General features: G+C 70.9%; 17 protein-coding genes. 6 read left to right on the top strand and 11 right to left on the bottom strand.

The features are described from left to right. Positions 1-16 precede the first annotated feature (16 nt). From flgL to flgB, 11 genes are all read right to left on the bottom strand, one after another. Positions 17-1,216, bottom strand: coding sequence for a flagellar hook-associated protein FlgL (gene flgL / locus ABID77_RS01100; RefSeq protein WP_429589685.1), 1,200 nt, complete (start codon positions 1,214-1,216; stop codon positions 17-19). A 61-nt stretch (positions 1,217-1,277) separates the two neighbouring features. Next, the gene (gene flgK, locus ABID77_RS01095) at positions 1,278-3,164 is read right to left on the bottom strand and encodes a flagellar hook-associated protein FlgK (protein WP_429589682.1); all 1,887 of its coding nucleotides are present in this window, start codon (positions 3,162-3,164) and stop codon (positions 1,278-1,280) included. Between the two features lie 54 nt (positions 3,165-3,218). Then, on the bottom strand, positions 3,219-4,127 hold the full coding sequence (locus ABID77_RS01090) for a glucosaminidase domain-containing protein (RefSeq protein WP_429589679.1): 909 nt from the start codon (positions 4,125-4,127) through the stop codon (positions 3,219-3,221). 119 nt (positions 4,128-4,246) lie between these two features. Next, entirely contained in the window at positions 4,247-5,359 is a 1,113-nt protein-coding gene (locus ABID77_RS01085) for a flagellar basal body P-ring protein FlgI (protein ID WP_429589676.1), read from the bottom strand. 11 nt (positions 5,360-5,370) lie between these two features. After that, positions 5,371-5,970 (bottom strand): flagellar basal body L-ring protein FlgH, encoded by a 600-nt coding sequence (locus ABID77_RS01080; RefSeq protein WP_429589674.1) that lies wholly within the window; start codon positions 5,968-5,970, stop codon positions 5,371-5,373. A 185-nt stretch (positions 5,971-6,155) separates the two neighbouring features. Then, positions 6,156-6,938: a flagellar basal-body rod protein FlgG gene (flgG, locus tag ABID77_RS01075; RefSeq protein WP_429589671.1), complete on the bottom strand. Its 783-nt coding sequence runs from the start codon at positions 6,936-6,938 to the stop codon at positions 6,156-6,158. Positions 6,939-6,976: 38 nt separating this feature from the next. Continuing rightward, positions 6,977-7,717 carry a flagellar basal-body rod protein FlgF gene (gene flgF / locus ABID77_RS01070; RefSeq protein ID WP_429589668.1) on the bottom strand — a complete coding sequence of 247 codons (741 nt, stop codon included), beginning with the start codon at positions 7,715-7,717 and terminating at the stop codon, positions 6,977-6,979. Between the two features lie 25 nt (positions 7,718-7,742). Further along, positions 7,743-8,960 carry a flagellar hook protein FlgE gene (flgE, locus tag ABID77_RS01065; protein ID WP_429589665.1) on the bottom strand — a complete coding sequence of 406 codons (1,218 nt, stop codon included), beginning with the start codon at positions 8,958-8,960 and terminating at the stop codon, positions 7,743-7,745. 40 nt (positions 8,961-9,000) lie between these two features. Continuing rightward, complete coding sequence (locus ABID77_RS01060) at positions 9,001-9,696, bottom strand: flagellar hook assembly protein FlgD (RefSeq protein WP_429589662.1); 696 nt, start codon at positions 9,694-9,696, stop codon at positions 9,001-9,003. 40 nt (positions 9,697-9,736) lie between these two features. Next, positions 9,737-10,141, bottom strand: coding sequence for a flagellar basal body rod protein FlgC (gene flgC / locus ABID77_RS01055; protein WP_429589659.1), 405 nt, complete (start codon positions 10,139-10,141; stop codon positions 9,737-9,739). Between the two features lie 3 nt (positions 10,142-10,144). After that, a complete protein-coding gene (flgB, locus tag ABID77_RS01050; protein WP_429593209.1) occupies positions 10,145-10,561 on the bottom strand; it encodes a flagellar basal body rod protein FlgB in 417 nt (138 codons plus the stop codon). A 224-nt stretch (positions 10,562-10,785) separates the two neighbouring features. Between flgB and flgA the strand changes: the two genes are divergently transcribed. The 6 genes from flgA to ABID77_RS01020 all read left to right on the top strand — a co-directional run bounded on the left by flgA (position 10,786) and on the right by ABID77_RS01020 (position 14,682). After that, positions 10,786-11,526, top strand: a complete 741-nt coding sequence (flgA, locus tag ABID77_RS01045; protein WP_429589656.1) for a flagellar basal body P-ring formation chaperone FlgA — start codon at positions 10,786-10,788, stop codon at positions 11,524-11,526. A 104-nt stretch (positions 11,527-11,630) separates the two neighbouring features. After that, positions 11,631-11,942, top strand: a complete 312-nt coding sequence (gene flgM, locus ABID77_RS01040) for a flagellar biosynthesis anti-sigma factor FlgM (protein WP_429589653.1) — start codon at positions 11,631-11,633, stop codon at positions 11,940-11,942. A 5-nt stretch (positions 11,943-11,947) separates the two neighbouring features. After that, positions 11,948-12,307 (top strand): hypothetical protein, encoded by a 360-nt coding sequence (locus ABID77_RS01035; RefSeq protein WP_429589650.1) that lies wholly within the window; start codon positions 11,948-11,950, stop codon positions 12,305-12,307. 59 nt (positions 12,308-12,366) lie between these two features. Further along, positions 12,367-12,600, top strand: coding sequence for a hypothetical protein (locus tag ABID77_RS01030; RefSeq protein WP_429589647.1), 234 nt, complete (start codon positions 12,367-12,369; stop codon positions 12,598-12,600). 304 nt (positions 12,601-12,904) lie between these two features. Further along, positions 12,905-13,894, top strand: a complete 990-nt coding sequence (locus tag ABID77_RS01025) for a patatin-like phospholipase family protein (protein WP_429589645.1) — start codon at positions 12,905-12,907, stop codon at positions 13,892-13,894. Then, positions 13,894-14,682 carry an OBAP family protein gene (locus tag ABID77_RS01020; protein ID WP_429589643.1) on the top strand — a complete coding sequence of 263 codons (789 nt, stop codon included), beginning with the start codon at positions 13,894-13,896 and terminating at the stop codon, positions 14,680-14,682. Before ABID77_RS01025 ends, ABID77_RS01020 begins: the two co-directional genes overlap by 1 nt. Positions 14,683-14,709: the final 27 nt, after the last annotated feature.

Genomic DNA, 14,709 nt, shown 5'->3' with positions numbered 1-14,709 from the left:
AGTCCGCTCCTTCGGCTCAGCTGATGAAGTTGAACAGCGACAGCTTCTGCACCTGGGCGTAGGAACTCAGCGCGGCCGAGTACACCGTCTCGTTGGTCTTGAAGTCCGAGATCGCCTTGACGGTGTCGAGGTCCTCCGCGCGCGAGCGGTCGGCCTCGAGCTGCGCGCTGCGCGTCTCCTGGCGGCTGGAGATGCTGTCGACCCGGTTGAGCAGGTCGCCGGCCCGTCCGCGCGAGGTCGACAGGCGCGAGGCCGCCGCGTCGATCTGCACCAGCGACTGCGCCACGCCCTGCGAGACGGCGCCGGCGGTGGCGCCGTCGCGCACGCTGGCGATGGCCTGGTCGAGCACGCCGAAGAGGCTCGACCTGGTGCTCGGGCTCACCACCAGGCTGTCGCCCGCGACCGGCTTGCCGCTGGCCTTCAGCGACAGGCCGTCGAACGCGATCGTCTGGCCGCTCGTGTAGGGCTGGCCGGTCTTCACCGTGGCCTGCGTGACGGCGTCCTTGACGTCGTAGGTGGTGGCGCCGGCGGCATCGACGGCGAAGGTGATCCGGTAGCCGTGGCCCGTGAGCGCGGCCGGATCGGCGACCTGGCCCGCATCGCTCCAGACGCCGCCGGTGCCGGCACCCTGCGCGATGGCGAACACGCCGTTGCCCGTGGGCACGTCCATCCAGGTGGCGTGGCCGTCGAGCGCGGCGGGGACGCCGACCTCGCTGGCCGCCGGCTGGCCGGCGATGCCCTGGTAGCCGACCCCCACGCCGTTGTCGACGAAGGGCGCTCCGGTGCTGCCCAGGCCGCCGAACAGCGGCTGGCCGTTGGTGTCGCGGGTGTTGGCGTAGCCCACCAGCTCGTCGCGCAGGGTGGTCATCTGCTGCGCGATGCTGGCGCGGTCGGTCGCCGAGAGCCCCACCCCGCCGGCCTGCACGACCAGCGTGCGGAAGGTCTGCATCGAGGTCATCGCGTCGCCCAACGTCGACTCGGCGGTGGAGACGGCGTTGCGCTGCACCTCCAGGGCGCGCTGGTCGGTGGCCACGCGCGCCGTGCGCGTGGTGGCGCGCTCGGCCTGCGCGGCGGCGGTCGGGTCGTCGCTCGGGCGCAGCACGCGCTTGCTGGCGCTGATCTGCTCCTGGAGCTTCGACATCTGCGACTGGCGCGTGGCGATGCGGCTCATGGCGTTGTCGTAGGCGTTGGCGGTCGCGAGCCGGGTGCTGGACATGAATCTCTTTCCTTCGTCTGGGCGGGGGGACGTGCGGGGTGCGCGGCGGCGGCGGGGCCGTTCAGCGCATGTTCTGCAGCAGCGTGTCGAACAGGTTCTGCGCCACCTGGATCATCTTGGCCGAGGCCTGGTAGGCCTGCTGGTACTGCAGCAGGTCGGCGGCCTCCTCGTCGAGGTTGACGCCGTCCTGGTTAGCACGCTTGGTCTCGGTGCTGGTGGCGATCGACTCGGAGACGCTGGCGGCGTACTGCGCGCTCTGCGAGCGCACGCCGACCTGCGCGATCAGGCTGGCGTAGCCGTCGACCATCGGCGCGCCGTCGAACACCGCCTTGTCGCGCAGGGCGAGCACCGCGTTGGCGTTGCCCGCGTTGAGCGTCGTGTAGCCGGACGTGGTGGCCTGCACCGTGACGGTGTCGCCGGCCTTGGGCGTGCCGCTGAGCGCCAGCGTCCAGCCGTTGTAGCTGATCGACTGGCCCGACGCGTAGGCCACGCCGCTCGGGTTGCCGGTGCCGGCGCCGGCGACGTTGAAGGTGCCGTTGGCGTTGAAGGTCAGCGTCACCGGCGTCGTGAGGTTGGCGTTGGCCGAGGTGGCCGCGAGCGTGCCGACGGCGATGCTGCCGGTGTTGCCGGCGGCCGGGCGCGCCTCGACTGGACTGGCCGCGGCGAGCTCGCGCGGCGAGTTCAGCGCCACGGCCATCTTGCCGGCCGCCGCCGTGTAGGGCTTGAGCGTGAAGACGTCGCCCGCCGCCGCCGTGCCGCTCGCCAGGTCCAGGCGCAGGCCGTCGACCACGGCGGGCAGCGGCCCGGTGTGCTGCGTCGCCTTGCCGTCGGACAGCCGGGTCACCTCGAACGAACCGCCGGCGCCGAACTTGATCCGGTAGGACGACGCGGCCATCGCGCTGGTGTCGCTCACGCTGGCGGCGACGACCCCGTTGCCGGTGTTGGCCAGCTCGGCTTCGGCATCGGGGATGGCGATGTCGCGGAACAGGCTGCGCCCGGCATGGCCGTCGAGGTCGACGCCCAGCCGGTTCTGCGCGTTGACGTCGGCCGCGATGGCCAGCGCCATGCGGCCGAGGCCGTCGCGCGTGGACGTCAGGTCGCTGTTCTGGAAGCGCAGCAGCCCGGCGACCTTGCCGCCCGAGAGGATCGATTCGTCCACCGGGGTGGAGAGCGTGCCGCGCTCGAGCGTGATCTGGCTGGTGCCGCCGTCGGCGGTCTGCATCGCCAGCTTGGCGGTGCTGGCGCCCAGCACCAGCGCCTGGCTGCCGATGAAGACGTTGAGGCTGCCGTCGTCGGCCGCCACGGTGGAGACCTGCACCTGCGTGCCGATGTCGCGCACCAGCTGGTCGCGCTGGTCGAGCAGGTCGTTGGGCGCGTGGCCGGAGCCCTGCGAGCGGGCGATCTGTTCGTTGAGCGCGGCGACGCGGCCGGCCAGGCTGTTGACCGACTTGACCGCTTCGTCGAGTCCGGAATTCACGCCGCGCTGCAGGTCGTCGAGCTGCGTCTGGGCGTTGGTGAAGCGCGCGGCCATCTCGTCGGCGCGCGAGAGCACCACGTTGCGCGCCGTCGTGTCGCTGGGCGTGGCGGCGACGTCGGAGAAGGCGTTGAGCATGTCGCTCACGGCGGCGCCCAGGCCGCTCTTGCCGCTGGGGAACACGTCCTCCAGCGCGTCGAGCCGGTCGGCGCGGGTCGAGTCCATGGCCGCGATCGACTGCGACTGCACCGCCTGGCGCGCGAGGAACTCGTTGTGCGAGCGCGTGACGTTCGCCACCTCCACGCCCTTGCCGATGTAGCCGCTGCCGGTGTATTGGCCCGGCACCGACTGCAGCACCGCGCTCTGGCGCGAGTAGCCCACGGTGTTGGCGTTGGCGATGTTCTGCCCGGTGGTCGACAGCGCGGTCTGGTTCGCCATCAGGGCGCGCGAGCCGACGTTCATCAGATTGCTCATGGGGGGATCTCGGGGTACGGGGCTTCGGGGGATGTGGCGGAAAAGGCGGCGGCGTCAGACCTGCTGCGCGCGCTGGAGCATGAGCGTCGAATTGATCGCGCGGCTGAGCTTGGCCGCGTAGGCCGGGTCGGTGGCGTAGCCGGCCTGCTGCAGCTCGCTCGCGTAGGCGGTGGCGGCGGCGTTGCCGCCGCCGGCGCCCACGGCGGTCGTGGCGTTGGCGGCGACGGCCTTGGCCTGCGCGTAGCGCGGGCTCTCGCCGATCAGGCGCGCGTAGTCGCGGAACGACGCCTCGTAGGAGTCGTAGGCGCGGAAGTTGGCCTGCACCTTGCGCGGCTCGCCGTCGACGTACTCGGTGGTGGTGATGGTGGCGACCTTGCCGGTCCAGCCGGCGCCGGCCTTGATGCCGAACAGGTTGTGCGAGCTGCTGCCGTCGGCGTTGCGGATCTCGCTCCTGCCCCAGCCGGTCTCGTGGCCGGCCTGGCCGACCATGAACGCCGCCGGGATGCCCGTGGCCTGCGCCACGCGCTCGGCCGCGGCGCTGTGCTGCGAGACGAAACCGCTCTGGCTGGCGCTGGGGTTGACCACCGTCGAGGCGGCGGGCATCGACACCGTCGGCAGGCTGCCGCGCGCGTCGCCGGTCATCTTCTGGCTGAGCTGGCGCGTGATGGCGTCGGTCAGGCCGCCGGGCATGCCCGAGAGCTGGACCGAGAACTGCTGGTCGAGCAGGTCGGTGCCCAGCTTCTCGCCCTCGCTGTCCATCAGGCCCGACTTCATCGTCGCCTCGCGCATGCTCTTGAGCAGCTCGCGCATGAACAGCGACTCGAACTGCTTGGCGGCCTCCTTGACCGCCTTCGGGTCGTTGGTGCCGGCGGCGAGCTTGAGCGCGTCGAGCGAGCGCGCATCGGCCGCCAGCGCGTTGCCGCTGCTCGCGGTCAGGGAGTTGGATGAGGAGGAAATGGTCATGGTTCAACGCTTTCCAGGAACGCCGTGGAACCGGCTCCGCCGGGCCACCGGCGTTGCCCCCGGCGAGGGGGTTGGCGCAGCGACACGCAGTGCGCGAAGACTGGGGGCGAGCTTGATCATCAGATGACTTCGAGTTCGGCGTTCATGGCCCCCGAGGCCTTGATCGCCTGCAGGATGGCCAGCAGGTCCTGCGGCGTGGCGCCCAGCGCGTTGAGCGCGCGCACCACGTCCGAGAGCTGGGGCGAGTTGGGCACCTGGATCAGGATGCCGGGCTCCTGCTTGATCTGGATGCTGGCCTGCTCGGCCACCACCGTGCGGCCGCTGGAGAGCGGCCCCGGCTGGCTGATGACCGGCGTCGAGCTGATCGTCACCGACAGGTTGCCGTGGGCGATGGCGCACGGCCCGAGCGTCACCGACTGGTTCAGCACGATCGAGCCGGTGCGCGCGTTGATCACCACCTTGGCCGCCGGCGCCGCCTGGTCGAGCGTGATCTCCTCCAGCTCGGCGAGGAAGCCGACGCGGGCGTTGGCCTCGGTCGGCGCGCGGACCTCGATGGTGCGGCCGTCGATGGCGCGCGCGGTGCCGGTGCCCATCTTGCGGTCGATGGCCAGGGCCACGCGGCGCGCGGTCTGGAAGTCCGAGCTGTTGAGGCCCAGGCTGACGTTGTCGCCCTCGAGCAGCGGCGAGGGCACCGCGCGCTCGACCTGCGCGCCGTTGGGCACGCGCCCGGCGCTCAGGTGGTTGATCTGCACCTTGCTGCCGCCGGCCGACGCGCCGGCGCCGCCGATCACCAGGTTGCCCTGCGCCAGCGCGTAGATCTCGCCGTCGGCGCCGCGCAGGGGCGTCACCACCAGCAGGCCGCCCTTGAGCGACTTGGCGTTGCCCATCGACGACACGTTCACGTCCAGCATCTGCCCCGGCTGCGCGAAGGCCGGCAGCTGCGCCGTGACGATCACCGCCGCCACGTTCTTCAGCTGCAGCTGCGAGGCCCGGTTGTCCGGCAGCACGATGCCCAACTGCTGCAGGTAGTTGGCCACGCTCTGCGTCGTATAGGGCATCTGCGTCGTCTGGTCGCCCGTGCCGTCGAGGCCCACCACCAGCCCGTAGCCGGTCAGCTGGTTGGTGCGCACGCCCTGGACCGAGGCGAGCTCCTTGATGCGGATGGCGTGGGCCGGCGCGAGCAGCGCGGCACCGAGGGCGAAGGCGGCGAAGAGACGGAGGATCGATGTCATGGAGCGGTCGGTCAGAAGGGGAGCACGTTCATGAAGAAGCGGTTGAGCCAGGGCATGACCTGGGCTTCCTGCTGCGCGCCGCGGCCGCGCGACTCGATGCGCACGTTGGCCACCTGCAGCGAGTTGACGACGCTGTTGGCCTGGATGGCGCGCGGGTCGACGGTGCCGGAGAAACGCAGCACGTCGACGTTCTGGTTCACGCCGATCTGTTTCTCGCCCGCCACCACCAGGTGACCGTTGGGCTGCACGTCGATGACCGTCGCGGTGATCGAGCCGGTGAAGGTGTTGGCGCTCTCGGTGCCGCCCTTGCCCGCGAAGTCGTACTTCGAATCGGCGCTGGCACCGGCGCGCGCGAGCGCCGCGACCGAGAGGAACGGCACCGCCGCGATGTTGGTCTTGATGCCGTCGGTCTTGTCGATCGTCGAGGTCGACTTCTGGCTCGCGCTCACGTTCTCCACGATCAGGATCGTCACCGTGTCGCCCTGCATGCGCGCCCGGCGGTCCTCGAACAGCGGCCGGTAGCGCGCCGGATTGAACAGGCTCCCCGTCGCCGGCCGCACCGCCGTCACCGCCGGCTGCGGCGCCAGCATCGCCACGTTCGTCCTCGGCATCTCCACCTCCGGCGTCTGCGCCAGGGTCGAACACCCCGAAACGAACACGACGCTCGCCACCGCGAAGGCGAGCGAAGCGAAGCCCGTTCCAGAAACGCCGCGGAACCGGCTTTGCCGGGCCGCCGGCGTTGCCCCCTGCAAGGGGGTTGGCGAAGCCACACGCAGTGGGCGAAGACTGGGGGTCATCACAGCTGTCCGAGCTTCTGCAGCATCTGGTCGCTCGTCTGGATCGCCTTCGAATTCATCTCGTAGGCGCGCTGCGTCTGGATCATCGACACCAGTTCCTGCACCACGTTCACGTTCGAGGTCTCCAGGAAGCCCTGCATCACCGTGCCCAGGCCGTTGGTGCCGGCGGTGCCGCCGTTGGGCTGGCCGGAGGCGGCCGTCTCCACGTACAGGTTGTCGCCGCGCGGCTCCAGGCCGGCCGGATTGACGAAGTTGGCCAGCGCCAGCGAGCCGATGTTCTGCGGCGTCGGGTTGTTGGGCAGGGTGGCCGAGACCGTGCCGTCGGCGGCGATGCTGACGTTGGTGGCCGAGGGCGGCACCGTGATGCCGTTGGCCACCGGCAGGCCCGAGGAGGTCACCAGCCGGCCCTGGGCGTCGACCTGGAACGAGCCGTCGCGGGTGTAGCCGATGGTGCCGTCGGGCTGCGTGACCTGGAAGAAGCCATTGCCCTTGATGGCCACGTCGAGCTGGTTGCTGGTCTGCTGCATGCTGCCCTGCGTGAACGAGCGGCTGGTGGCCACCGTGCGCACGCCCAGGCCCAGCTGCAGGCCGGTGGGCAGCTGCGACTGCTCCGAGCTGTTGGCGCCGACCTGGCGCAGGTTCTGGTACATCAGGTCTTCGAAGACGGCGTTCGAGCGCTTGAAGCCGGTGGTCGAGACGTTGGCCAGGTTGTGCGAGATGACGTCCAGCTGGGTCTGCTGGGCTTCCATGCCGGTCTTGGAGATCCAGAGCGAATTGATCATGACGGAGCGGTTCCTTGGAAAGGGAGCGGGTGCGGGCCTCAGCCCTGGACGTTGAGGAGCTGCGAGGCCGACTTGTCGGAACTCTCGGCGGTCTGCAGCAGGCGCATCTGCTGCTCGAACTGGCGGGCCGCGGCGATCATCCCGACCATGGTCTCCACCGGGTTCACGTTGGAGCCTTCGAGCGCGCCCGTCTCCAGCCGGCCGGTGGGGCTCGTGGGCAGCGGGTCGAGCGTGGCGGTGCGGAACAGGCCGTCCTCGCCGCGCGTGAGCCGGTCCTCCGGCGCCGCCGCGGCGAGCTTGATGCGGCCGACGGTCGAGGCCGGCGCGCTGCCGGTCTGAGCGCTGACCGTGCCGTCGCCGCCCACGGTGAGCGTCGAGCCCGGCGGCACGTCGATCGGCGCGCCGCCGTCGGACAGCACCATCAGGCCGTTGGTGGTCGTCAGGGTGCCCTCGGGCGAGACTTGGAACGAGCCCGAGCGGGTGTACGCCTCGGTGCCGTCGAGGCCCTGCACCGCGAACCAGGCGTTGCCCTGGGCCGCCATGTCGAGCGTGCGGCCGGTGCGCTGGATGGCGCCGGGCTTCTCGTCGTGGCCCGAGGTCGCCTCCATCGCGAACACGCGCGTGGAGGCGCCGTCGCCGCGCAGCGGCACCGCGCGGTAGGCGGAGAGCTCGGCGCGGAACCCCTGCGTCGACGCGTTCGCCAGGTTGTTGGCGAGCACGCCCTGCCGCGCGGCGGCGGCGCTCGCCCCGCTCATGGCGGTGTAGATCAGGTGGTCCATCGCTGCGGCTCCGTCTCAGACGCGATCAGCGCAGGTTGACCAGGGTCGACATCACCTGGTCCTGCGTCTTGATGGTCTGGGCGTTGGCCTGGTAGGCGCGCTGCGTGGTCATCATGTTGACCAGCTCGGCCGTCAGGTCGACGTTCGAATCCTCCAGCGCGCCCGAGCGCAGCTGGCCCAGCGTGCCGTCGCCGGGCGCGCCGCGCGTGGGCTGGCCGGAGGCGAAGGTCTGGCTCCAGTAGCCCGCGCCGGTGGGCGACAGGCCCTGGGCGTTGCGGAAGTTCACCAGCGCGATCTGCCCGGCCGACTGCGTCTGGCCGTTGGAGTAGGTGGCGGTGATGACGCCGTTGGCCTCGATGGCGATGCCCGTGAGCTGGCCGGAGGTGTAGCCGTCCTGGGACAGGTCGGCCACGGCGAAGCGCGAGTTCACCTGCGTCATGTTGCTCAGGTCGAGCGAGGCGGTGAAGGTCTGCGCCGGGTTGTTGGGCGAGGCCAGCGTGATGGGCGGCACGCGCGAGGTGGTGGTGTCCAGGCTGCCGTCGGTCTTGAAGTTCAGCTGGAACGGAGTCGAGGCGGCCGGGTCGGCGCCGTTGACGCTGGTGTAGACGTTCCAGGTGTTGTTGGCCGTCTTCTGGAAGTACAGGCCCACGGGCACTTCCAGGCCCTGCGGGTCGTAGGCGGTCAGCGAGGTGCCGTACTTCACCAGCGGCGTGGGCGGCGTGGCGTTGGCCGCGACGGTGGCGGTGGCGTCGAGCGTGATCTCGGCGGTCATCTTGGTGGTGGGCTTGGCCGGGATCGGCGTGCCGGTGGGCAGCTTGAGCGGCTGCGCGTTGAAGCTCTGGCGCACGCCCTTGACGTCGGTCGGATAGCCCATCAGGTTGGCGCCGGCGTTGGTCACGAGGCTGCCTTCCTTGTCGAGCTTGAAGTTGCCCGAGCGCGTGTACGCGGTGCTGCCGTCGTTGGTCTTGACCTGGAAGAAGCCGCCGCCGTTGATGGCCACGTCGAGTTCGTTGCCGGTGATGTTGATCGAGCCCTGGGAGAACTGCTGCGACACGGTGCCCACCTCCACGCCCAGGCCGACGTTGGTGCCGCCGATGCCGCCGGCCGCGCTGGCGTAGACCTCGGAGAACTCGGCGCGCGAGGACTTCATGCCCACCGTGTTGGCGTTGGCGATGTTGTGGCCGATCACGTCGAGGCTGCGGCTGGCGGCGTTCAGGCCGGAGAGTGCTTGCTGGAAACTCATGGAAGTTGCTCCTGGGGATGGAAGGTCGTCGTCGGCGCGTTCAGAGGACCGAGCGCACGCTGGAATAGGACTTCACGCCGTTGCCCTGCAGGGTCAGCGTGAGGCCGTCGGTGCCGCTGCCCACGGCCATGACCTTGTCCTGCATCAACAAGGTGGAGGTGACGGCCGTGGTGCCGTTGGAGGCCACGGCCTGGAACCTGAGCGGGGTGCCGCTCGGGTAGGCCGAGGCGTCGACCTGGAAGCTGTGCTGGCCGGCCTCGAGCGCGCCCATCGAGAGCGTGTCGATCACCCGGCCGCCCGTCGTGAGCACCTGCACCTGCACGTCGGCGGCCTTGCCCGCGAGGTCGAAGCCGCCCGCGCCGGTCTTGCCGTCGGCGCTGACGGCGAGCTTGTCGCCCTCCACCAGCACGCTGTGGCCGACCAGGTTGCCCGCCTGCAGCACCTGCATGGCCGACATCTGGGTCGACATGCTCTTCATCGTGTCGTTGAGCTGGGCGATGCCGCTGACGGTGTTGATCTGCGCGATCTGCGAGGTCATCTGCGCGTTGTCCATCGGGCTCATCGGGTCCTGGTTGTTCATCTGCGCGACCAGCAGCTTGAGGAACTTGTCCTGCTGCTCGGAGGCGTCGGTGGTGGTCAGCGAGGACTTCGCGTCGGCGCTCGCGCTCGCGCTCGACGTCGGCGTGTAGGTCTTGGTGGTGCCGGTCAGGGCGGTGGTCGCGGTGGTGGCGGTCATGGAATGGGTGTTCGGGACGAAGGAGTGAGGAAGAACCGGCTCAGGCGCCGATCTGCAGCGTCTTGAGCAGCAGGCTCTTGGCGGTGTTCATCACCTCGACGTTGTTCTGGTAGGAGCGCGAGGCCGAGATCATGTTGACCATCTCCTCGACCGCGTTGACGTTGGAGTGCGTCACGTAGCCCTGGGCGTCGGCCATCGGGTTGGCCGGCTCGTGCACCTTGCGCCCGGCGGCCGGGTTCTCGGTGACGGCGTCCACGCGCACGCCGGCGTTGGCCTCGCCGCCCATGTCGAGCGTCTGGAAGACCACCTGGCGCGCCTTGTAGGGCTGGCCGTCGGGGCCGGCGACGGCGTCGGCGTTGGCCAGGTTGCTGGCCACCACGTTGAGGCGCTGCGACTGGGCGCTCACGGCGCTGCCGGAGATGCCGAAGATGGAGAACATGGACATGGCTTATTGACCCTGGATCGCGGCGAGCATGGTCTTGCCCTCGCCATTGATGAAGCGCAGCGTGGCCTCGTAGCGCACGGCGTTGTCGGCGAAGGCGGCGCGTTCGCGGTCGAGGTCGACGCTGTTGCCGTCGAGCGTGGGCTGCGTCTGCACGGCGTAGCCGCTCGATCCGCCCACCCCGCCCGCGCCGGCGCCGCCCAGCGGGATGTGGCGCGCGTCGGTGCGGCCGATGGCCTTGCCGCCGGCGCCGCCGCCGCCGCCGGTCGCGTCGCGCAGGGCGTCGGAGAACGAGAAGTCGCGGGCGGCGTAGCCGGGCGTGTCGGCGTTGGCGATGTTGCCGGCGATGGTGCGCTGGCGCTCGGCGCGCAGCACCAGGGCCTTGGCGTTGAAGTCCAGCGAGTTCGTCAGTTGATCCAGCATGGCGGCGGTGGTGGTGCGGGTGGGTGGTGACAGGACGTGGCCCATGGCGGGGCGTGCGGAAATTGTCCGGTCGGGGCGCCCGCCGGAAGCGCGGAGTAAGGGGGGGTTTCGTGGCCTGTTTCCGGCTTTGCGCGGCGCCGTCCTGCCTACAGTTCGGGGCACGGCGACGGGCCGTGCCCGTTCTCCCCGCCTCTTTCGTTCCAGATCCACAAGGAATCCGCCGCATGCGCCTCCCTCCCCTGCTCGCCGCCGCCGTGTGCGCCGCCGCCCTGGCCCTGGGTCCGGCACCGGCACGGGCGCAGCAGGCGCCGTCGGACGGCGCCGAGGTGACGCCCGAGTTCATCGCCTCCACCCAGCAGTGGCTCGACGACGCGGTGTCCAAGGCGCAGTCGGCCAATCCCGCGCCGCTGCGCATGGAGGTCGGCATCGGCGCGCTCGACGCGCGCCTGCGCCTGGCGCCCTGCTCCCACGTCGAGCCCTACATCCCGGTGGGCTCGCGGCTCTGGGGCCGCACCCGCCTGGGCCTGCGCTGCACGCAGGGCGGCGGGCGCTGGAACGTGTTCCTGCCGGTGACGGTCAAGGCCTTCGGCCCGGCCTGGGTGCTGCGCGACAACGTCGTCGCCGGCAGCGTGCTGACGGCGGCCGACGCCGTCCAGGCCGAGGCCGACTGGGCCGCCGAGCCCTCGCCCGTGATCGTCGAGCCCGCCCAGTGGGTCGGCCAGGTGGCCTCGCGCTCGCTGGTGGCGGGTCAGCCCCTGCGCCAGTCGATGGTCAAGGCGGCCCAGGCCTTCGCCGCCGGCACCCCGGTGCGGGTGGTGGCGCAGGGCCCGGGCTTCGAGATCTCCTCCGACGCCGAGGCGATCACGCCCGGCGTGGTGGGTCAGCCGGTGCGCGTGCGCATGGAGAACGGCCGCATCGCCAACGGCGTCGTGGTCGACCTGCGGACCGTCCGTCTGCCCATGTGATACCGATCGTCCGGCCACCCCCGTGCAAAAAACCACTCAAGTTCTCCCCGGCAGCGTCGAAAGTACGCCTAAGGACCCTGTGACAGGGTCGTCGGAGAGCCACCATGAAGATCAATCCCCTCAACGACGCCGCCCAGGCGGCCGCCCTGGGCGCCGCACGCGGCGCCACGGCCGGCACCCGCTCGGCGGGCGCCGGTCCGGTCTCGGCCGTCGCCGCCACCTCCGGCGTGCCGGTGACCGTCTCGGCCACCGCGCGCTCGCTGGAAGTCGTCTCGGCCGGCAGCGGCATCGACGAAGCCAAGGTCGCCGCCGTCAAGAAGGCCATCGCCGACGGCAGCTTCAAGGTCGATTCCGGCGCCATCGCCGACAAGCTCCTGAGCAACGCCCAGGAATTCTTCAGCCACCAACGCAGCTGACCGCCATGCCCGACACCCTCGATTCCACCCAGCAACTGCTGTCCGCCGTCGAGCGCCAGCTCGACCTCGTCGACGCCGTGCTCATCGAGGGCGACGCCGTGCGCCTGGACGCCGCCTGCTCGGACATCCGCATCGCCTCGCTGGCCTTCGCCGGCGCGCTGGAATCGGCGCTGTCGGCCGAGGCCTTCGACCGCGAGTTCCGCGCCCGCATCGAGACCGTGGCCCGGCGCCTGTCGATGCAGCGCACCGGCCTCGCGCAGCGCAACGTGGTGGTCGAGCGCGCGCTCGCCTCCCTCATCAAGCCGCGCGCCAGCGCCACCTACGTCATGCCCGGCTCGCCCGCAGCGTCGGCGATGGCGCACTGACGCGAGCGCTCCTCCCAGCAAGCCGCCGATCGTTCCACTCTCCGTCCCAGGCACACACCATGAATCCGCTGCTCGTCATCTTCGGTCTCGACATCGGTCTGCTGGCGCTGGCCTACTGGGCCGGCTCCCTGCTGGGGCTGATGCTGGTGATGGGGCTGTGCTTCGCCGTCGCCCTCGGCCTGATCGTGTTCTCCACCGCGTCGCCGGAGGCGGAGACCGAGCTGCCGTTCGACGACGACCCGCACACGGCGCTGGGTCCGTACTTCTCCTCCTTCGCCACGCTCGAGCGCTGAGCGCCGGCCCCGTCCCCGGACGGGATCGCGGACGAAAAAAAGGCCCGGAAGCTCTCGCGTCCGGGCCGAATTCCGCATGAACTCCCACTCCTCGACGGGACAGTGGGTGCCCGTCCGCGCCGCCGACCTGTAGGCGTTTCACCCGTTCCCCTGCGAGCGGCCTTCAGGCGCGCCGCCGTCTCCGGTCTTCGGCCTCCGGCCCCGCGGGCTCCGAGGACTACGCCGGCCGCGCGCCGGGCCTGTCATATTGGTCCTCCACCGGAACCATGGTGGTCCGGGGCAGCGCTGCAGGAAAGTGGAACCCATGACGGAATTGAATCTCGCGCTCCAGGGCGGCGGCGCCCACGGCGCCTTCACGTGGGGCGTGCTCGACCGCCTGCTGGAGGAGCCCGGCATCGACATCCGGCGCATCAGCGGCACCAGCGCCGGCGCCCTGAACGGCGCCGCGCTGGCCACGGGCCTGGTCCACGGCGGGCGCGAGGGCGCCAAGGCCAACCTGGCCCTGCTCTGGCAGCGGGTCGCGATGGTGGGACTCCCCTTCACGATGCTGCTGCTGCCGCTGCGCAAGCCGGGCTGGGGGATCTGGGACGACGCGATCCCGCTGGTGTCGCCCTACCTGGTGAATCCGCTGGGCATGGGGCCGCTGCGCTTCATCCTCGACGAGCTGATCGACATCGAGGCCCTGCGCGGCGAGAACGCGCCGGCGATGCACGTGAACGCCGTGGGCGTCAACAGCGGCCGGCACCGCGTCTTCGGCCCCGGCGAGCTGTCGATCGACGCCATCCTGGCCTCGGCCTGCGCGCCGCTGGTGTTCCAGGCGGTGCAGATCGGCGACGAGGCCTACTGGGACGGCAGCTACGCCGCCAACCCCGCCCTGTGGCCGCTGTACGAGGGCCTGACCGACGCCGACGTGCTGATGGTCGAGCTGACCCCGCTCGCGCGCGCCGAGACGCCCACGACCGCCAAGAACATCCTCAACCGCATCAACGAGATCGCCTCGACCCAGGGCCTGATCTCCGAGATGAAGGACCTCCGCGCCTTCAACGCCCGCCGAGGCCGCGACATCCGCATGCACGTGCTGAGCCTGCCGGACGCGTCGTCCGGGCCGGAGACCGAGCCGTCCATCAAGCGCACCGTGGGCATGGAACTGTTCGAGTCGCTGCGGCGCAAGGGACGCGCCACTTGCGAATCGTGGCTCGCGGCGCACCGGGCGTCGCTCGGCGTCGCCGCGTCGGTCGACATCGAGGCGCAGTACCTGTCTGCCCTCGACCGCAACCCCGCGAGGAACGCCTGATGGCCCCGTGGCACCTCGCATCGCTGCCGCTCGCGGCCCTCGTGACCCTCGCGGCCGGGCTCGCCGGCTGCGACGCCAGCAACACGGCGTCGAACGTCCGGGCGCCGGGCGCCGACACCTCGGCCACGACCAGGGCGCTGGAGGCCGGCGCGGCCGCGCTGCAGGACAAGGCGCCCATCCAGGCCCTCAACGCCTACCTCGACGGCTTCCATTTCTACAGCGGCAGGCCGCAGGAGCAGATGGAGGCGCACCACTACTGCGCCATCCTCAACGAGGACGTGATCCAGTGCGTCATCTACGACGGCAACGTCGCCGACGCCAAGCTGATGGGCGTGGAGTACATCGTGACCGAGCGGCTCTTCCGCGACCTGCCCGCGGCCGAGAAGGCGCTCTGGCACAGCCACGCGCACGAGGTGAAGTCGGGACAGCTCGTCGCGCCGGGCATCCCGCAGGTCGCCGAGAACGAACTGATGAAGAAGCTCGTGGGCACCTACGGCAAGACCTGGCACACCTGGCACACGGACCGGCAGAAGACGCTGCCGCTGGGCGTGCCGCAGCTCATGATGGGATTCACCGCCGACGGCCAGGTCCGCCCGGCGCTGGTGGAGGACCGCGACCGGCGCTTCGGCATCCGCAGCGCCGACAAGAAGAAGGAGCGCGAGCCGATCGTCGCGCCGGCGGTCGCGCCGGGCGCGGATGCCTGGCAGGCCGGCCACGCGCCGCAGCTCGCCGATCCGACGGGACAGGAGCACGGCCACGGCCAGGGCGGGGCCGCGCCGAAGCGCTGATCCGCCGGTCGCGCGGGCGACGTGCTG

It is taken from the genome of Variovorax sp. PvP013 (assembly GCF_050435945.1).
GTDB lineage: Bacteria > Pseudomonadota > Gammaproteobacteria > Burkholderiales > Burkholderiaceae_C > Variovorax.
This window is presented reverse-complemented; position numbering and strand designations above follow the sequence as displayed.